General features: G+C 39.9%; 16 protein-coding genes. 12 read left to right on the plus strand and 4 right to left on the minus strand.

Features of this window, described 5'->3' with window-relative positions; translation table 11 throughout:
- Together FD725_RS29045 and FD725_RS29050 are read left to right on the plus strand one after the other, a co-directional pair.
- The gene (locus FD725_RS29045; RefSeq protein ID WP_256871810.1) at window positions 1–1,290 is read left to right on the plus strand and encodes an O-antigen ligase; all 1,290 of its coding nucleotides are present in this window, start codon (window positions 1–3) and stop codon (window positions 1,288–1,290) included.
- Window positions 1,291–2,170: 880 nt separating this feature from the next.
- Entirely contained in the window at window positions 2,171–3,148 is a 978-nt protein-coding gene (locus tag FD725_RS29050; protein WP_179051330.1) for a sucrase ferredoxin, read from the plus strand.
- A gap of 207 nt (window positions 3,149–3,355) precedes the next feature.
- Here the strand turns inward: FD725_RS29050 and FD725_RS29055 are convergent, their stop codons facing one another.
- Window positions 3,356–4,333: a metal ABC transporter substrate-binding protein gene (locus FD725_RS29055; protein WP_179051331.1), complete on the minus strand. Its 978-nt coding sequence runs from the start codon at window positions 4,331–4,333 to the stop codon at window positions 3,356–3,358.
- A gap of 93 nt (window positions 4,334–4,426) precedes the next feature.
- On the opposite strand from FD725_RS29055, the gene FD725_RS29060 reads away from it, so the two are divergent.
- The gene (locus tag FD725_RS29060) at window positions 4,427–5,200 is read left to right on the plus strand and encodes a metal ABC transporter ATP-binding protein (protein ID WP_179051332.1); all 774 of its coding nucleotides are present in this window, start codon (window positions 4,427–4,429) and stop codon (window positions 5,198–5,200) included.
- A gap of 89 nt (window positions 5,201–5,289) precedes the next feature.
- On the plus strand, window positions 5,290–6,141 hold the full coding sequence (locus tag FD725_RS29065) for a metal ABC transporter permease (RefSeq protein WP_179051333.1): 852 nt from the start codon (window positions 5,290–5,292) through the stop codon (window positions 6,139–6,141).
- On the opposite strand, the gene FD725_RS29070 is transcribed toward FD725_RS29065, so the two are convergent.
- The 3 genes from FD725_RS29070 to FD725_RS29080 all read right to left on the minus strand — a co-directional run bounded on the left by FD725_RS29070 (window position 6,138) and on the right by FD725_RS29080 (window position 10,631).
- Window positions 6,138–7,241 (minus strand): precorrin-8X methylmutase, encoded by a 1,104-nt coding sequence (locus tag FD725_RS29070; RefSeq protein WP_179051334.1) that lies wholly within the window; start codon window positions 7,239–7,241, stop codon window positions 6,138–6,140. The two genes, FD725_RS29065 and FD725_RS29070, sit on opposite strands and share 4 nt — an antisense overlap.
- Window positions 7,242–7,523: 282 nt before the next feature.
- Window positions 7,524–9,185, minus strand: a complete 1,662-nt coding sequence (locus FD725_RS29075) for an alpha/beta hydrolase (protein ID WP_179051335.1) — start codon at window positions 9,183–9,185, stop codon at window positions 7,524–7,526.
- Window positions 9,186–9,716: 531 nt separating this feature from the next.
- The gene (locus FD725_RS29080; RefSeq protein ID WP_179051336.1) at window positions 9,717–10,631 is read right to left on the minus strand and encodes a DMT family transporter; all 915 of its coding nucleotides are present in this window, start codon (window positions 10,629–10,631) and stop codon (window positions 9,717–9,719) included.
- Window positions 10,632–11,521: 890 nt separating this feature from the next.
- Here FD725_RS29080 and FD725_RS29085 point away from each other — a divergent pair.
- The 8 genes from FD725_RS29085 to FD725_RS29120 all read left to right on the plus strand — a co-directional run bounded on the left by FD725_RS29085 (window position 11,522) and on the right by FD725_RS29120 (window position 19,670).
- Window positions 11,522–13,648 (plus strand): GAF domain-containing protein, encoded by a 2,127-nt coding sequence (locus tag FD725_RS29085; protein WP_179051337.1) that lies wholly within the window; start codon window positions 11,522–11,524, stop codon window positions 13,646–13,648.
- 296 nt (window positions 13,649–13,944) lie between these two features.
- On the plus strand, window positions 13,945–16,056 hold the full coding sequence (locus tag FD725_RS29090; protein WP_179051338.1) for a TIGR00300 family protein: 2,112 nt from the start codon (window positions 13,945–13,947) through the stop codon (window positions 16,054–16,056).
- 26 nt (window positions 16,057–16,082) lie between these two features.
- Window positions 16,083–16,661 carry a DUF2085 domain-containing protein gene (locus tag FD725_RS29095; RefSeq protein WP_256871812.1) on the plus strand — a complete coding sequence of 193 codons (579 nt, stop codon included), beginning with the start codon at window positions 16,083–16,085 and terminating at the stop codon, window positions 16,659–16,661.
- Window positions 16,662–16,793: 132 nt separating this feature from the next.
- Window positions 16,794–17,597 carry a DUF4058 family protein gene (locus FD725_RS29100; protein WP_179051339.1) on the plus strand — a complete coding sequence of 268 codons (804 nt, stop codon included), beginning with the start codon at window positions 16,794–16,796 and terminating at the stop codon, window positions 17,595–17,597.
- Between the two features lie 22 nt (window positions 17,598–17,619).
- Window positions 17,620–18,258, plus strand: a complete 639-nt coding sequence (locus tag FD725_RS29105; protein ID WP_179051340.1) for a DNA-3-methyladenine glycosylase — start codon at window positions 17,620–17,622, stop codon at window positions 18,256–18,258.
- 166 nt (window positions 18,259–18,424) lie between these two features.
- Window positions 18,425–18,967: a hypothetical protein gene (locus tag FD725_RS29110; protein WP_179051341.1), complete on the plus strand. Its 543-nt coding sequence runs from the start codon at window positions 18,425–18,427 to the stop codon at window positions 18,965–18,967.
- Window positions 18,968–19,149: 182 nt separating this feature from the next.
- A complete protein-coding gene (locus FD725_RS29115; RefSeq protein WP_179051342.1) occupies window positions 19,150–19,380 on the plus strand; it encodes an addiction module protein in 231 nt (76 codons plus the stop codon).
- Entirely contained in the window at window positions 19,377–19,670 is a 294-nt protein-coding gene (locus FD725_RS29120; RefSeq protein ID WP_179051751.1) for a type II toxin-antitoxin system RelE/ParE family toxin, read from the plus strand. Before FD725_RS29115 ends, FD725_RS29120 begins: the two co-directional genes overlap by 4 nt.
- The last annotated feature ends 310 nt before the right edge of the window (window positions 19,671–19,980 follow it).

The following is a 19,980-nucleotide window of genomic DNA, read 5'->3' on the forward strand; positions in this document are numbered from 1 at the left end:
GTGAACAGTCTTTACACCCTACTATTTTCCCTCAGCATTATACTCATCAACCCAATCGGGACAATGCGCGGGGAAATTTGGACTCAACCAAAAGTATTTACCATTAGTCTAATCTGCATACTCAACTTTTTAAATCTCTGGGAAGACAGGGAAAATCTTAAGCTGCCCCAAAGTTGGAAAATTAACAGATTGCTATGGGAAATATTTTTGGGAATTGGGTTAATTTCAACTCTCGCTAGTCCTTTCCCTTGGCGTTCCCTACTCGGTCAAGAACAGATGGGTGATGGCTGGCTTTACTGGCTGCTCATCGCCCTCTTTACTCTTAGTAATAACCTACTACTAAGACTACACCCAGAACTAGTCCGTTCTCAACTCCGAGGTTTAGTCATTGGTGGAGTCATCCTGGCAATCAGCATCTTCCCCCAAGCTATTAACTGGCGCATCGACTACACCGCCACAAGCGGTCAACTGATCCAGAATAATATTTTAGCCAGTACCATCTTCCAAAATCAACAACCAATTGGTTTATACTCCCATCGCGGTCATGCGTCATTTGTCCTCGCAGCAGTAGCAGTGATGACACTTATCGGTTGGCAATGGCAATGGATCAACACACGTCAGGCGGCTGCTGCTGGCATCTTAATTATCCCTGCTTTAGTGCTTACTCAAACCAGGGCGGGATTATTGGCCTTACTGGTAGCGACTATTTACCTATTAGGACGCAAGTATTATCAGCTTTTAATCCCTACAACACTAATATGTCTGCTGCTAATTGGCATCGCTACCAGTACTAGGCAGATCAATAATTTACCTGTGATTAAACAAATCACATCCGACCGGGTTTATCTGTGGGAAATGGCTAACTATAGAATTAGTCTGCGTCCTTTACTTGGATGGGGAATGAATGGTTTCGGCACTGCTTATTCCTCTGTGCAACCCGGCAGAAAAATAACTAAAGTAATTCGCTTGGGTGATTTTAGTTTCAACTACCAAGACGAGAATGGACAAATCAAAACTGCACAACTACCCACAACTAAAGCGCATAATTTAATCTTAGATACACTTATATCGATAGGATTCCTGGGGCTGGCATCCTACCTTACCCTGTTAGCATGGTGTCTGTGGCAGGTGATTCAATCCCCTTATTGTGGGATAGAAGCAGTCTTCGTTGCCTATCTTGTCTTTACCTTCACTTGGTTTGAGTGCGCCCAATTTACACATCTAGCTTGGTGGTCGCTCAGTATATTTGGAATATCTCGTGCCAATAATAAGAAAAACTTGCATTTATGATTTTCTTGGTTTAATCTTGAAATAGGTGTCTCAAAAATTATCTAACTTTTGACAGTGAAGATAAATAAATAGGTATGGCAACCAATTTAGTTGTCTATGCTGCATCAATATTGCAAAAGTTAACATTAATTCTGTAACATAGACGCTTAAATCATAAGATAAGCATAATTTCAGCAAAAATTTTCCAATGAACTTTAAACTCACTCCAGATGAGATGTTACCTAACATCTTTTCTAGAATATTTGTCCTCTTTTTTTCGCAGCTTATTGAGAAAATTTTGCAATATAACTTAGCAAAGCAGAACTTATATCTTGCACCAAGCGACTGGAAGTCGCGGCTACACGGGCAAAACCCGCCTGCGCGGGTTTCAAACTCCTGATACGCCAAGGGCGAGCGTTTGTATAGCCGCGATTTTTAATCGCTAGGGCAGGTGCAAGATGTGAGCATACTACCCCTTGCCTCAGTTCTAGACTAATTTGGCGTAGAATTATTAAATATTGGTTAAAAGTTTTTGTTTAGAAATACTTTTATTTGCAGCGTTATATTATCAGCTTGTTTAATAATAGTACAGATGTTTTAGTAATATGTGCGAATCATTTCATCAAAAATTATGTATTGTTGCTTCAAATATCTATCAGACAAACTTATTTTTCCCAGATTTCGACCGGATATCCTCAAGAAATTGTTGCTCTCTATTATGGAATTGTTCTCAATAGGGAAGACGTTAATTGCAAATAGTGTTATAAAGTGGCTACCTAAGTTAATCGAGTAGATGCAACTGATTACTTTTTAAGTTTGTGTAATGAGAAAATTGTCACTCAAAACACAATTGTCTTGTTCATCACATTTATTCATGAGAAAAGCAAATTAGTATAGAGAAATGAGTAACTTTTTCTGTTCAGACTATACAAAACACGTAGGAGAAGATGTTATTGGTAGCGCTACTGATTACCAAACTTATATTCTTGTAGAGTGTCCCCAACCGTGGATAGGAGATGTATTTAAATCTAAGTGGGTTCCTCATAATTTACAAATATTAGTTAATGAAATATCTCTAGCCAAATTGCCGATCAGATTTCTATTAATTGCTAATGACACAACACATAAAGCAGACAGTACGACTCTACTGATTTATCAAAAACAAGAAGGATTAAGTCACGGATATCGTCAGCATGAGTTTAAGCTGTCACACATCGAACAGGTAGCAGCAGTCGTCAAAAAATGGTTGTGGGGTCAAAGACCAGAATCAGAGATAGCAACAAACATCACACGAGATATTTTAGTTTGTACCCACGGTAGTTACGACAAGTGCTGTGCCAGATATGGTAATCCTTTTTATTTCCATGCTAATACAGCGATCGCCAACATGAACCTAGAGAATATCCGCATTTGGAAATCTAGTCATTTTGGCGGACACCGATTTGCACCCACAGCAATAGACTTACCAGAAGGACGATATTACGGACGTTTAGAACAGGATTCATTCTTATCAATTTTACAGAAAACAGGAGATATTCAGGCATTAAAGCAAGTTTATCGAGGTTGGGGAATTTTGCCAGCACCATTGCAAGTTTTAGAACGAGATTTAATGCTGAGTCATGGATGGAGTTGGTTTAACTATCGAGTTGCCGGGAAGATTCTAGAACAAAGTTTAGACAATAACACAATATTAGGAGAGTTAACTTTTGCACCGAGTACTGATTCTCTCTATACATATCAAGCTAAGTTGATTAAAGATATTACTAAGACTATTAATATCAAGAGTTCTTGCAATGCAAATCAAACCTCAGTTTCGGTAAAATATGCTGTTTCTAATTTGTGGTTGGTGACAAATAATGTCTTGACTATGAGTAAGTAAGTTGGTGTAAATAATTATCTTTGGGATAGAAGTAGTGGCGTGGCAAGCCTAAAATGTTGGATTAGGTGTAGTTTTGGTTAAGCGCAGCGCAACCCAACATGGATCTCAAAAACCTAGTATGGATATGATGTTGGGTTTCCCAAAGCCTCAACCCAACCTACAAATTTATTGCTACCTTAATATTTACTATTCCCTATTTCCTATTCCCTATTTCTTGAGTTGAAAAGGGGTATATTTACCGCCTAAAGCCTCTACAATACTGCGGGTATTGGCTGTCATCATTTTGATATAGGAATCGCCATTACTCCCCTTTGTACCAATTGAATCAGAATAAAGTTGCTGTGGCGCTAGTTGCACACCTGCTTCTTGGGCAACGGTTTTGATTAATGCTGGGTTAATTGTGGTTTCGGCAAAAATTGCGGGTACGCCTGTTTTTTTGATTGATTCTACTAGCTGCTGTACTTTTTGGGCGCTTGGTTGTTCTTCGGTACTAATGCCGATTAAGGTTCCTGCGATCGCTAATCCGTAAGCTCGTCCATAATATTGAAAAGCATCGTGGGTTGTCACTAGTCGCCGTTTTTCTGGGGGAATGGTTCGGATTTGTTGATTAATCCAACTATGTAACTGTTGTAATTCAGCCGTAAGTTGTGCTGCTCTTTGAGTATATTTTTCTCTATCTTTAGGGGATAATTCAATTAATCCATCTCGAATTGCCTGCACCATTGCAGCCACATTTTCTGCATTTCCCCAAACATGAGGATCAGGGACAATTTCACCTTTACCTTTATCTAGCTGTAACGGTTTGACGACTTCCCCCACAGCTAACTTTCTAGCTTTGCTACCAGCTGCATTCATTAATTTAATGATTCCTGGTTCTAGGTTATAGCCGTTGTATAAAATCAAGTCGGCTGTTTCTAAAAATCTGCTGTCGGCTGGTACTGGTTCGTAAACATGAGGATCAGCACCCGGTTTGAGAATTCCTGTTAGTTGTATTTCTTCCCCTCCTACCTTTTGTGTCAAGTCAGCAATGATGGTACTGGTGGCAACTACTTGCGGTTTCTCATCTGCGCCTTTTGTAGTACGGGTAGAGTTAACTTGAGTGCAGCCATCTAGCAAAAGTCCCAAAAGTACTGGTAATAGTACTTGCCAGGAATATCTAGCTTTTGAGCGAGTGATTCTAGTCATCAAAATTGTTATGGTAATTCTCATATTTCTCTCATTTTTTAAGGTACAGTATTTTCATAATCTTTTCATTTTTGACGTGGCGGAAATGACACTATGAGAATTACCAGCGTGAAATCAGTTAATACCCTGACACCGACAGCAGCTATTAATATTGCCCATTTAGGGGTACATTACCGTACACAAGCAGCTTTAACGGATGTTAACTGTATTGTCAAACCGGGAAGGCTGACGGGGATTTTTGGCCCTAACGGTGCTGGTAAAAGTACTCTGATGAAAGCCATGTTAGGTTTAGTGCCAGTGAGTAGTGGTAGAGTCCTTTACCAAGGCAAACCCTTAATGCAGCAGTTAGATCAGGTTGCCTATGTTCCCCAACGTAGCCAAATTGACTGGACTTATCCGGCGACGGTTTGGGATGTGGTGATGATGGGGAGGGTAAAGAAAACAGGCTGGTTGCGGAGTTTTTCGGCTGTGAGTCGTCAGGTAGCTAAAAATGCTCTAGAACGGGTGGGAATGATGGCATATAGCGATCGCCCTATAGGACAATTGTCAGGGGGGCAGCAACAACGAGTATTTTTAGCTAGGGCTTTGGCACAGCAAGCAAATATTTTCTGTTTTGATGAACCTTTTGTGGGTATTGATCAAAAGACTCAATCAGTCATTTTTGATGTGTTTCATGAGTTGGTAGCTGAACAAAAAATTGTGTTGGTGGTTAACCATGATTTGGGTGAATCTATTAGTCATTTTGATGATTTAATTCTCTTAAATTGCGAATTAATTGCTACTGGTTCTCGGCAACAGGTGTTGACGGAAATGAATCTTCATCGGGCTTATGGTGGGAAGGTGATGTATTTTTCTGATGCGGCTTAAGGGGATGTTTTTTTTAACGCAGAGGGACGCAGAGTGTTTATCAAGATGGTTGGCTGGGAATTGGGGGTTGTGGGGAGGGGAAGGGAGTTATGTTAGAGGCATTAATTGAGCCGTTGCAGTATGGTTTTATGCAGCGATCGCTGGTGATTGCGATTTTGGTCGGTTTGTTGTGTGCGGTTGTTGGTAGTTATTTGATGGTGCAGAGATTAGCCCTTTTGGGTGATGCGATTAGTCACTCGGTTTTGCCGGGATTGGCGATCGCTTTTATGTTGGGTGGGAATATTTTTGTGGGGGCGTTTATTGCTGGGGTTTTGAGTACAATGGCGATCGCTTGGATTCGGACGCGATCGCCGATTAAGGAAGATGCCGCTATGGGGATCGTTTTTTCGGCATTTTTTGCTTTGGGAATTACTTTAATTACGATTATTCAAAAAGATAATAAAATTGACTTGAATCATTTTTTATTCGGGAATATTCTCGGTGTAACTGTGAATGAGGTTCGTGATACGGCGATTATTGCTGTGGTTGTTTTAATAGTTGTTTTTTTGTTATATAAAGAACTACTATTTTACACATTTGATCCTTTAGGGGCGCAAGCCGCAGGTTTACCAGTCAATCGGCTTAATTTCGGTTTGATGTTGTTGATTGCTTTGACGATTGTGGCTAGTATGAAAGCTGTAGGTGTAATTTTAGTCCTATCTCTGTTAATTACGCCGGGGGCAACTGCTTATTTATTAGTTAAACGCTTACATCAAGTGATGATTTTAGGAGCAGTGATTGGCGTTTTTTCTAGTATTAGTGGGATGTATTTGAGCTATTTTTATAATTTACCTTCTGGCCCGGCGATCGTTTTGGTGGTTTCGGGATTATTTCTCTTAGCATTGTTATTCAGTCCTAAACACGGGGTATTAATTCCCAGTGTGTATCAAAAGTCATCTTAAGTTTGATGACAATGACAATCTGGCTTGGCGATTAATGACTCAACTAAAGCGTTGAGGGCTGTAGCCGCTAGCAAGCCTCCACCCAAGGTTCCTTCAATGGTGATGAAAGGTAGTGTTTGTTGCATCAGTTGGCGCTTGGCGGCGGGGGCATGGCTAAAACCTACAGGCATTCCAATGACTAGGGAAGGTTGGATTTGTTGCTGTTCTATGGCGGTGCAGACTTGCAAAAGTACTGAAGGTGCATAGCCAATGACTAAAATGCTGCCTGGACTAACTTGTGTTAATTTTTCACGCCATTGTTGATGTTGCCAAAATGCGATCTCTGCTTCCACGGCGGTGGTAATATGGGGATTATCAATTAATGTGGTGATGTGACAGCCCAGGTGAGCTAACCTGGTTTGATCGATAGCAGCCGCAATTGTCGGGATATCAACTACAATTTCACAACCTGACGCAAGCGCTTGACGACTAGCTGTAATCGCACTTTGACTAACTTTAATAAAAGATACTAAACTCACATCCCCACAAGCTAAAACTAATTGGGAAATTAGATATTGTTCAATTTCCGAACGCTGGGATAAATCTGGTAATAAATGTTGTAGAGATTCAGCGAAAACTTCTGAATGGGTATGGACTTCGGCATCTAAACCATGCCAAAGTTTCTCCAATCCACCCCAGCCTGTTTGGGATTCTACTTCTAATAATTTGAGTTGTGCCAAGACTTCTGCTTGCATAATTTGACAATGGCGATCGCGTCCTAATAATCCTTCTAAGGCTGATGCTGTGTGTCTTAGTTGGGCTATTTGCTGGATGATGGTGCGATATTGCTGTTGTAATTGTGCCATTAAATTGGCATTCATATCTGCTTCTGGTTCTATCTCCAGAATCTGCCGGATATGATTGAGTTGAAATCCTTGCTGCTTTAATGCCATAATGCGTTGCAGCCTGAGTACATCTTTTTCGGTGTAGAGGCGATAGTTACTAGGCGATCGCTGAGGCTGGGGTAACAAACCTAACTGATGATAATGGCGCACCATCCTAGGACTAATACCACCCCCCACCGCATCTGTTAGTTCTTTAATCGTCAAGCAATCAACCATTTTTATTTCCCTCTTTCCTTCCTCCCCACTCCCCATCTTAGGATGTTGGAAAAGTTTTGGGCGAATATAATTCGCTACTACACAGGCAAGTCCCTGACGCTCGCAAGCTCGCTACCGCTACGCTAACGGGTGACGCTCGCAAGCTCGCTACCGCTACGCTAACGCCAGTTCCCTACGGCGGGAGACCCGCCTACAGGACTGGTCTCACCGCCTACGCGGACTAATACAAAATCAAGGATTTCCAACCCACGGAGGTGGGTTTTGTCTGTGTAGACGCGATTTCTAATCGCCCAGGTGAGTAACTTCAGTCGTGGTAAGAGACTGGATGATACTCAATCCCAAAGATTGATGAGAAATTATTTTGGCGTAAGCAGCACTGAGATAGGGTGTATATCCTGACTTACCTGCAATATAGGTTTGAAAGAAAGGTAAACTCAACATATTCATGTAGCGCTGTGCTTGGGGCGCATCACCAACGACATCTTGCGGTAAGGCTACTTGTTGACTAGCTGGATTAGCATTACCAATGGTGGTGAAATGAGTTCCGCCGACAAGCATGACAAGATATTTTTGGCTATTAGTCAACCAGGAGAACGGTAAAATTTGTTCGGATAAAGCTGGTGCGATTGTATCTTCACTGCTGCTGACAATCATCACAGGGGTTTTAATTTGATTTAAGCCAGCTTTACCGAAAATAGAACTGGTGATGGGGTTAACGGCGATCGCTGCTTTGACTCGTGGGTCTTGTAAGGTATGATTTCTTTCTGGGTTATTCTGCAACGTCAACGCTTGACACTGAAATAGTAAGGACATATTCCAGGTCTGATGTAATAAATCTAATCTACAGTCTTTTTGCAGTTGCTCAAAGTTGATTTTAGCCCCTGCTAGTGCTAATGCTGTATATCCTCCCAAGGATTGACCAAAAACACCGACTTGTTGCAGATTTAGTCTTGTTTTCAACTGGTGATGTGTTTCTAGTTGATTCAAGATAAATGTCACATCAAGGGGTTGGTCGTAAAATTCCTTGGCTGATATTACATCATTAGCTTGTTCATTCACTAATGATCGCACTTTTTGAGCATTGCTCCCTGGATGATTAGGCACAACCACAGCAAATCCGTAAGATGCTAGATGGGTAGCTAAGTATTGGAAATTGCTGCTATCCGAACCTAAGCCGTGGGAGATGACAATTACCGGTGCAGAGTTTTGCACTTGGGGAAGATAGATATCTGTTGATAATAGGCGATGGCGTTGGGAGTCAAAAAACTTTAATGTCTGCTTATGCGACTGAATTTTACCTGGATGACTTAAATCTGGGAGTTGGGATACACTGACAGAATGAGGGATAGTAGTGGCTTCTATTTGAGATTTTTCTCTAACTACAGCGATCGCTTGATGAGTTTCTTTGATGATTTTTTCTAATTCACCCGCAATAGCAAAGCTTTGAGTCAAATTGATATAAATATCATTAGTGGGATATTTGCGTAACAAATTTAGTAAAGTTAATCCTTCCGGTTCCGCAGTCGCCGCAATTAAAGCTGTTCTTAAAACAGAAAATCCTGGTTTTGTTTGAGTTGATTTGGGTTGAATTACTTCTGCCAAACGTCGCAGTAAAAATTCACCTTGGGGTGTGTAGAGAAATTGAGCAAGTACTGTGGGACTAGCTTTGATAGGTGTGCGGAGAATTTTTTGTAATTCCTGAAATTGTTTTGGTTGTAAATATTGCTGATAAATTGCTAATTCTGGATTGACTACACCTTTGTTGGCGTATTTTTCTAAACTAGCCACAGAAATAGATAATTCTAAGGCTGAATAAGATACATATACTCTTTTTGCTGCTATTACAGAATTACTTACGCCCAATGTAGGCAGCAGCATTGAGGCGACTAGCAAGAGCGAATTCTTGCTCAAGATGCTAGTCCAATTCTTCAATAGACTATTCATTACTCAACTGTTTTGGTGGTGTTATCAAACAGAATTCAGGAGTCAGGATTCAGAATGGGCTAAACGCCCCGCTACCGCTAACAGAATTGAATTTTGTTTGACTGGCGGGTCTGAATCTCCTACTCATTGATTCTGACTTTTGAATTCTTTTTCAATGCACGAGTTTTTAGGTTTGGTAGTTATGTACACACCCCAGTTGATTTCAGCCTATTTGTGGCGATTATTGAACAGAATTCAGGAGCTAGGAGTCAGCATTTTGAGAGTTACAGAAGGCTACCATCTGTCGCGGATCTAAATCCCCTACTCATTGATTCTGACTCCTGTATTCTGACTTCTGAATTCTTCTTCAAATTGTTTTAGTTGGAGTTGTTTCTCTTAACTAAAAGGTGAAAATTTGCTTTTCATTACATATCAAAGGTAGAGAAAATGTTCACCTGATAAGAGATTTAATCTCAAAAATGGCACTAACGACAAAATCATAACAAATGGGAAAAGCTGCTGCCCTCAGTGTTGTTTGTGTAGCTTCAGCAATCATGTTTTCTTTAAGGCGATCGCCACTGAACCACATACTACTAAAGAAGCCCCTAAAATACCTAGACTAGTTAGGTTTTCTGGTGGAATTAACTCTGGTGCAATCAGGGTTGTTAACTCTATGGCGATTAAAGTGACAATTGGTGTTAAAGCTAAAATTGCACTGACTCTTGATGCTTCCCAATGTTCTAAAGATTCCGCAAAAGCACCGTAGGCAATCACTGTATTTAATGCACAAAAGATTAATGTAAATAAATTAATATCTGTGATTGTAGCAATTGTGGCAATTTTCGCTAAAGGTGTGAATAATAAAGTACATCCCCCATAAATAATTAACATGATTTGGGCAGAAGCAAGGGATTGTAATAACTGTTTTTGGGCTAAGGCATAAATCACCCAAACCACTGCACCTAAAGCTACTAAGCCACTACCGAAAAGATAAGTACGAGGAGATGTAATTAAATTAGTGAGTTGGGCATGAAAAAATAAAATGTAACCTAAAGTCAATACAACCACACCCAACCATTGATATAAATTGTACCTTTCTTGAAACATGACTAAACCGCCAAAGCCCAACAATACAGTAGCTAATTGAATAATCACTTCCGCATTAGCAGGGGATGTTAACGCTAAACCTTGGGTAAACAAAAAGTAATTAGACGCTAACATGAGAGTAGCGATCGCTAATAATTTTCCCGAATTAGGACTTAACTGTTTGATGTTAGGTAATTTACCCCGTATCCCTAAATACACAGCCACTAAGACAAAAGATACTAAAAAGCGAAACCAAATCAAGGTATAAATATCCACTACTTCCAGCATCATCTTGAGGGCTATAGGTAAAACTCCCCATAAGAAAACAGCTAAGAGTGATAACCCCAACCCCAAACGCCAACGGCCAGAACTTTGGTGCATATCTTAAATTAAAGCGATGAGCTTATTATAGAAATCCGATTTGATTACTGAACAGACTTGTTTAGGCAGGTAACAGGTGACAGGTGACAGGTGAAAGGTGACAGAAAAGAAGGAAATTAGAGGTGTACTGACTTTTTTGTGTAAGCACAGGCTACGCCAACAAAAATAAAATATGAGTCCTATATTGTGCAAACCTTTAATTTTTTGTAATTATCTAGTTAAAGCTTGTTTATTTGTAAGTTAAATACGTGAATCAACTGCATCAAACAACTAACAAAACTTTTCTAACTTAAGATATACTACCAAAGATAGGAAAATAAGTTAATGAGATTTATTGGACTAAGATTAAATAGTATTTATGCTAAAATGATGAGTTGAAAAGCTATCCTAAAACTAGGTCTAGGTATTCAGATTCATTCCTAACTTTGTTGAGAAATCATTATCTATATTTAATGTGAATTGAGGGTCGAAATCCTGGGGATTTTGTCTATCACAGTTCCAGATCATACAAGATACAGTTTCGTTTCTAATTTCCAGTTACTAGCCTCTAGCCTCAAGAAAACTTACCTAACTGAAGAGCAAGACGCTATGTAGTTCCCAAAATGGGATTTTAACAAGTTTTGCCACTCTTACAGGGAAAGAAGGATTGTAATTTACATCAGGCACAGTTTAGAGGACGTTTGAAAAGTTTCAGTAGGTATAAAAATGTCATTCTGACTGGAGAGGAGCGTCAGGAAGAATCTAGGTTTTGTGGCACATACCGAGATGTTTCATTCCGCTACGCTGCATTCAACATGACAAACAAACAGACTTTTCAAACGTCCTGTTAGTAAATACTAGTCATAAACGCAAGATATCAAGAAATCAGAGATTAGGTCAATATATTACGTATGAATAATGATGAGTATGATTACAAGTCTTTAATAAATGTTTATAAACAAACACAAGAAGCACTGCAACAGCAAATTGAACAACAGCAATTAGTCATGGCTATTGCCGTAAGAATTCGGCAGAGTTTACGTCTTCAGGAAGTTCTGCATACGACTGTAGCTGAAGTACGCCAATTTCTCCATGCAGACAGAGTGTTCATTTATCGCTTTGAGCCAGATTATAGTGGGTCTGTAGTTGTAGAATCTGTTGGTAATGATTGGCAGGCTATCTTAAATGTCCAAGTTGAAGATACTTACTTCATGGAAACTCGTGGAGAAAAATACAGACAAGGAGGTTTCCAATCTATAGCAGATATTTATATAGAAGACTTGACGGAATGTCACCGTAATTTACTAACTCAATTCCAAGTGAAAGCAAACTTAGCAGTTCCCATCTTGCAGGGGGAAAACTTATGGGGGCTATTAGTTACTAATCAATGTGCAACATCAAGAAAATGGCAGCCTTGGGAAATTGATTTACTGCAACAATTAGCAACGCAAGTTGGTATTGCCATTCAACAATCAGAACTCTACGAACAAGTAAAAGCTGAACTCAAGGAACGCCAGCAAGCAGAACAGAAAATCCGTGAACAAGCAGCTTTACTCGATATTGCTACCGATGCAATTTTAGTGAGAGATTTAAACAGCAAAATTTTATTTTGGAATAAAGCTGCGGAGCGTATATACGGTTGGCACGCTGATGAAGGTATTGGCAAAAATGCAGGTGAGCTATTGTATAAAGAAACTTCCTCACAAATGGAATTAGCCTACAAAAGTGTTCTTGAGCATGGTTCATGGCATGGTGAATTAAATAAAGTGACAAAATCTGGTAAAGAAATTATTGTAGAAAGTCGCTGGACTCTTGTATTTGATGAATCAGGGCAACCCAAATCAATTCTGAGTGTGGACACAGATATCACTGAAAAACAACAATTACAAGCCCAATTTCTTCGCGCTCAACGCATGGAAAGTTTAGGAACTCTTGCTAGTGGTATTGCCCATGACCTCAACAATATTTTGACACCAATTATGTCCTCGATTCAAATATTGGCGTTGAAGATTCCTCATCTAGATGCGCGTCATCAACAACTGTTGAAAATTTTGGAAGATAATTCTAAACGGGCAGCTGATTTAGTCAAACAAATTTTAACTTTTGCTCGTGGTTCTGAAAGCAGGGGTGTGACTTTGCAAATAGAACCTTTGTTGCTAGAAGTTGAGCAAATTCTCCACAGTACCTTCCCCAAATCAATTAAGATTAACAAACATCTCCCAAATCAAGAGCTTTGGACAATCAAAGCAGACCCGACACAAATACATCAAGTGTTGATGAATCTGTGTGTAAATGCTCGTGATGCTATGCCTGATGGGGGTATTTTATCTATTTCCGCAGAAAATCTCCTGGTAGATAAAAACTTTGCCAAGATGAATTTAGATGCTCAGGTAGGCTCATATGTGGTTATCACTATTGCCGATACTGGATTTGGGATTCCGCCATTAATTTTAGAACGAATTTTTGAACCTTTTTTCACTACCAAAGAATCAAGTAAAGGTACAGGATTAGGTTTGTCAACGGTGATTGGTATTGTCAAAAACCACGGTGGGTTTGTGACTGTTAACAGTGAAGTGGGAAAAGGTAGCCAATTTCAAGTGTTTTTGCGATCTATTGAAGATAGAGAAAGACAGCAAGCAGAAGATTTTAATTTGCCTGTTGGTAAAGGAGAGTTAATTTTAGTTGTAGATGATGAAGCTGCCATTTTAGAAATTACCAAAACATCCTTAGAAGACTATAATTATCAAATTTTAACTGCCAGTAATGGGATTGAAGCGATCGCACTCTATGCTCAACATCAACAGAAAATTAGTTTGGTGTTAATGGATATGATGATGCCATCACTTGATGGGTTAACAGCCATTCGCATTTTGCGAGAAATGAATCCACAAGTCAAGATTATGGCTATTAGCGGCGTTACCCAAGAGCAGCAACTCATGGAGGCTGCCAATACTGATATCAATGCGTTTTTACGCAAGCCTTACAATATCTATGATTTAGCTCACGCTATTCACAATATCTTGAGTGAGTCCAGATAATAAATTTTATTTTTGCCAATTTACCATCAAAAACCGAGTTAGCGCAGAATTATAGCTATTTATCGCCAACAAACTCAAAACTTAACAGCCAACTTCAGTGGTATGCTATTAAACCCATTGTCATTTGAGCCGATAGCTTTGTTACCATTACCTTGGGTTTTGCAGTAAAAAATAAGGTTATAACCTTTGTTAATGTTGCATCTATCCCTAGATAGATATGTAGTGACATATTTTACTTGTCTGCCAAAGACAATCCTTGAGTTCAAAAATCAGCCTGTAGCATTTGTAATATTATTATGACTTCCCAAATTAGCTTTTTGATGTGTCCACCTGACCACTATGATGTGGATTATGTGATTAATCCCTGGATGGAAGGGAATATCCACAAATCCTCACGCGATCGCGCTGTGGAACAGTGGCAAGGATTATACCAAATACTCAAAGAACACGCGATCGTCAATTTGGTCACACCGGAAAAGGGTTGGCCTGATATGGTGTTTACTGCCAACGCTGGCTTAGTCTTAGGTGATAACGTCGTCCTCAGTCGCTTTTTACACAAGGAACGCCAAGGAGAAGAACCTTACTTTAAACAATGGTTTGAAGGCAATGGTTACACAGTATATGAATTGCCGAAAGACTTACCCTTTGAAGGTGCAGGGGATGCACTTTTAGATCGAGAAGGGCGTTGGTTATGGGCAGGTTATGGTTTTCGTTCGGAGTTAGATTCTCATCCTTATCTGGCTAAATGGCTAGATATTGAAGTGTTATCCCTGCGTTTAATCGATGAGCGTTTCTATCATTTAGATACCTGTTTTTGTCCTCTAGCTAACGGCTATTTACTATACTATCCCGGTGCTTTTGATTCCTATTCCAACCGCTTAATAGAAATGCGAGTCGCCGCCGAAAAACGCATCGCTATTGCCGAAGCAGATGCTGTGAATTTTGCTTGTAATGCGGTGAATGTGGAAAGCATTGTGATTATGAATAAAGCCAGCAATGCTTTAAAGGAACGTTTAACTGATGTTGGTTTCCGAGTTTTAGAAACACCCTTAACAGAATTTCTCAAAGCAGGTGGTGCAGCTAAATGTCTCACCTTGCGCGTGACAGAACCAGTCAGAGCAGAAGTTCACGCCAACGTATCAGTCGAAAGCCGTATCCTCCGCATTGAAGGGCATTTACTCGACTCTGGTTTAATTAACCGCGCCTTAGACTTGATTGTGGATACTGGCGGTAGTTTCCAAGTCTTGAATTTTAACTTGGGAGAACAACGACAAAGTACCTCGGCGGCGGAGGTGAAAGTTTCTGCACCTTCTCACGCAGTTATGGAGGAAATCATTTCCCAGTTGATTGACTTGGGTGCAGTCGATTTGCCTCAAGACGAGCGAGATGTCAAACTGGAACCTGTACTGCAAAATGGCGTAGCTCCTGATGATTTCTATGTCAGCACCATTTATCCTACAGAAGTGCGGATTAATGGCCAGTGGGTGAAAGTAGAAAATCAACGCATGGATGGGGCGATCGCTATTAGCCAAACCCCCAATGGTCTACTGGCAAGGTGTAAAATCTTACGTGACCTAGAAGTAGGTGAACAGGTAGTCGTAGACGTGCAAGGTATCCGCACCGTCCGGAAAACCGAATCACGGGAACAACGCAACGCTCAAGAATTCAGCTTCATGTCGGCGGGAGTCTCCAGTGAACGCCGGGTGGAAATCGTCGTCGAACAAGTCGCCTGGGAATTACGCAAAATTCGGGATGCTGGCGGTAAAGTCGTAGTCACAGCCGGGCCTGTGGTCATTCATACTGGTGGTGGCGAACATTTGTCCCGCTTAATTCGGGAAGGTTACGTTCAAGCTTTGCTGGGAGGAAATGCGATCGCTGTCCACGATATCGAACAAAATACCATGGGTACATCCCTTGGTGTCGATATGAAACGGGGTGTAGCTGTGCGTGGTGGCCATCGCCATCACCTCAAGGTAATTAATACCATCCGTCGTTATGGCAGTATCGCCAAAGCCGTAGAAGCAGGGATGATTCACAGTGGTGTGATGTATGAGTGTGTCCGCAACCAAGTACCCTTCGTCCTGGCTGGTTCCATCCGCGATGATGGCCCCTTACCCGATACCCAAATGGACTTAATCAAAGCCCAGCAAGAGTATGCCAAACTCCTAGAAGGGGCAGAGATGATTTTGATGCTGTCATCCATGCTACACTCCATCGGCGTAGGAAATATGACCCCGGCTGGTGTGAAAATGGTCTGTGTAGATATTAACCCAGCCGTCGTCACTAAATTGAGCGATCGCGGTTCCGTAGAATCAGTCGGTGTAGTCACAGATGTAGGATTATTCCTCAGCCTGTTAGTACAGCAACTAGATAAGTTAACAAGTCCTTATGTTTCTAAGGTAGGGTAGTAAAAAAGCTAGGGGAGAAAATGAGGATGAAGGGACAAGTGGACAAGCAGACAAGGGGACAAGGGGACAAGGGGACGAAATTTTTCCCTCTCCCCCTCTCCCCCTCTCCCCCTCTCCCTCTGTCATCAAAAATTAATTGGGCTAGCTTTATTGCCGATTTCCTCCTTGTCGGTATGGTATTTGGCCCTCCCATCGCCCCTTTTCTCGCTGCCTCTGGTGTATGGTTACTGGGAAGTATTGCGGACATTATTTATTTCCTGGGTGATCATGTGTGTCCCCAACCAAGCATGGGCTTAGATTTAGCACCACCATTTCTCATGGCTGTATGTATGCGTTGTTATGGGACAGTCACAGGTTTACTCATTACCCGCTTACTATATGCTGTAACTAGTGGTAGAGGTTTTTATTGGCTCAGTCAATACGGCTGGAGTGGTGCAGCCTTAGCCAGCGTCTTGATGATGGCTTATCCCCTAGAACTAGCAGCACAAATCTTTGGCTTGTGGAGTTTCAACAACTATCTAGTTACACCCTTCGGCTTAATCACAGGTTTAGCCTGGGGTTTATTTGCCATGCCAATTTTACATGAAAGGAAAATCTCAGGATAACTCAGAAGCGATCGCTCTTTGGTTTTTGGAAAGATTGATCACTTTATCTAGTGAAACAATATAAAGACTTACTTCCTCACTTCAAACATCGCTATACACTAAAGTTATAGTAAATTAATAAATTTTATATTTATGAAGTATCCCTTTCCGGGGATGAATCCCTATTTAGAAAACCCTGATTTATGGTCAGAGGTACACCATCGATTAATTACAGCGATCGCTATTGCGATATCTCCTCCTTTGCGTCCTAAATATCGAGTAGCCATTGAAAAACGTACCTATACAATCAATACTGAAGATGCCATCTTAATCGGTATTCCTGATTTAGCGATTTTATCAGCAAAACAAAAGGAACAACAATCCAATAGTAATAAAGCCGCAATAGCCACTTTACCCACTGACACAGAAAATAAATCTATTACTGTAACATTACCATTACCTTTAGAAATCAAAGAAGGATATTTAGAAATTAGAGAAATTTCTAGTGGTAAAGTAATAACAGTAGTTGAAGTGCTTTCTCCCACCAATAAACGCACGAAAGCAGGAAGAAAATCTTATTTAGAAAAAAGAGAAAAAATATTACAAAGTGATACTAATTTAGTAGAAATTGACTTAATTAGAAATGGCGATAAAATGCCAATTATCACAAATATTCCTGACACAGACTACCGGATTTTAGTTGTCAAGTCTGATTGCTTACCCTCGGCTCAATTATTCGCTTTTACCGTGAGAGAAGCTATCCCTAATTTTACTATTCCTTTAGAACACCAAGAACAGGAAATAAAATTAAATTTACAAAATCTATTATTAGAGATATATGAGCAAGCCGGATTTGATTTGACCTTGGATTACAATCAACCTCCTGTACCAGAGTTGGTGGCAAAAGATAGAGAATGGATGGATAGATTATTGAAAGAACAAGGAATAAGAGAGTGAACTATTCATAAAGTTTAAAAATATGCCAAGCCATGCTCAAACACCACTAAACCTTGATGACGCTTTCATTGCCCTAGCCAACCTCGATAGCGATTTGGCACGCATTTTAGAAACCTTTGGCACTCCTCCTCTGTGGAAAAGAGAACCAGGTTTTCCCACACTGATACAAATAATTCTCGAACAACAAGTTTCCTTAGCATCGGCAAAGGCTGTATTTAATCGATTATCTGAAATCGTTGTCCCACTAGTTCCAGAAAACTTTCTCACCTTTAATGATACGCAATTAAAAACAATCGGATTTAGTCGGCAAAAAAGTTTATATTGTCGAGGACTAGCAGAGGCAATTGTTAACGGTGATTTGGATTTAAACCAGTTGCTGACAATGGAAGAACCTGCGATTAGAACCCAGCTAAAACGTCTTAAAGGCATCGGTGATTGGACAGTTGATATCTATCTTTTAATGGCACTACAACACCCTGATGCCTTTCCTAAAGGCGATTTAGGACTAGCGATCGCCACACAACAAATCAAAGGTTTAGCCACACGTCCCACACCGAAAGAACTAGAAGCGATCGCCCAAAACTGGCAACCGTGGCGAGGAGTAGCCACCAGGATTCTTTGGCACTACTATTTAGCAACTTCCAGAACGAGAAATGCTTAATAACTTGGATATTTATTTATACGAGCGATCGCACTTATTGGTATTGGTGTCTCCTCAATATATATACGTACTGACAATGTAATATCTATCGCTTATGATAATTATTTCCAGAACTAGTTATTAACTAGCGTAAATATCTTCTTCACAACATATAACTATTGAGCTTATGAGCAAAACAAGTTGGTTTCCTGTTTGGCTACCTTATCCAAAGGCTTGGATAATGGCTATGAAGTTAGGGATACCAGCCTACTTTGGTGCAACTGTAATTTTTGCATTTGAATTCTGGCGCTACTCTTTAGTAGGAAGTATTCTAGCTGTTACGAATCACAATGGTATAATTTTATTTTTTATTGTTTCTGTTGGTGCATTGTTATTAGCTCTTATTTGGTTTTTAATTTTAGCAGGAGTATATGCACTTTTACTGAAGTTTTTGTGGTCAAATCCTCCACAATGGCTAAGATTACCAAAATTTAGCTCATTAGTTATTCGAGATTTTACAATACTTGTGTTTTCAATTTTGCCAATTATTGGGATTTTTGCAATATACATTCTGTTTATTACTGGTTTGAAACAGAGTTTTGATGATTTAAGACAACCTAAACTAACTTATGATATTTTTCTATTAAGATTTTGGTGGCTTTGGCTAATTTCTGCTGCTTATTTTTATCAAATATCTATGAAAAAATTTATTCGTAGTGACAAATATTAAACTGTTTATAAAACAATCCGGTTCAGTTAAGGCTAAACATCAAATCTGATGTAGGGACTGTCTTGAAAGTCAAGACAGTCCCTACTTCCTGTGTGCGATCGCTTCTAGCAATCATTTGAGTCATAAGATAAGGTTGATGCTAACGCCATGTTAGATTATTCTTACACTGTAAGCAAAAAGCTATGCTGTCGATTGAGCAACTAACAGAAGAAATCTTATCTTTGCCTAGTGCATTGAGAGCGCTTTTGGCAGAAAAAATTATCGAAAGTCTTGAATCCGACACAGATCCAACCATTCAAGCTGCTTGGATTAATGAAGCGCATCGACGGCGAGATGAGATTAGAAATGCTTCTGTGCAAGCCATACCAGGAGATGAAGCTTTAGTTCAGGTGAGGCGACTACTTGAGCAATAAAGTATGTATTTCACCCTGAAGCACTGACAGAATATGCAGAGGCTGTCCAGTATTATGCACAACAACGGCATGAGCTAGCACAAGCATTTATTAATGCTGTTGAGGATGCAGTCTATCAGATTAGAGAATCTCCTTATCGTTGGAGTTTATTTGATGAAGACATCCGGCGATGTCTGACACGTAAATTTCCGTATGGCATTCTTTACACAATTGAGCAAGATTACATTCTGATTCTGGCAGTTATGCACTGTAGCCGAGAACCGGGATATTGGAAAAGTTGCAGAGATTAGGTATTAATTTGTTTTAGATATTTATATTAGCGATCGCACTTATTGGTATTCTCAAAGCGATCACTTGTTGCCAACACTGTCAAATTATACAAATACTTAGTTGTAGTGGATGAAATGCTTAAACTATTATTTAGTAACTAAATTATACCTCATTTTATTATATAAATTACTTTAATGTCACCTGTGATACTTATAAAGTATGATAATTTCTATACTGTACATAAGTAAAATTAAGCCTAACTAAATTTGCTCTGCTGATGATTTTAGTATTGACAGGTTATATTAATTACGAGTAAAACTAAAGAAGTTA

Source organism: Nostoc sp. TCL26-01 (assembly GCF_013393945.1).
Taxonomy (GTDB): Bacteria; Cyanobacteriota; Cyanobacteriia; order Cyanobacteriales; family Nostocaceae; genus Trichormus.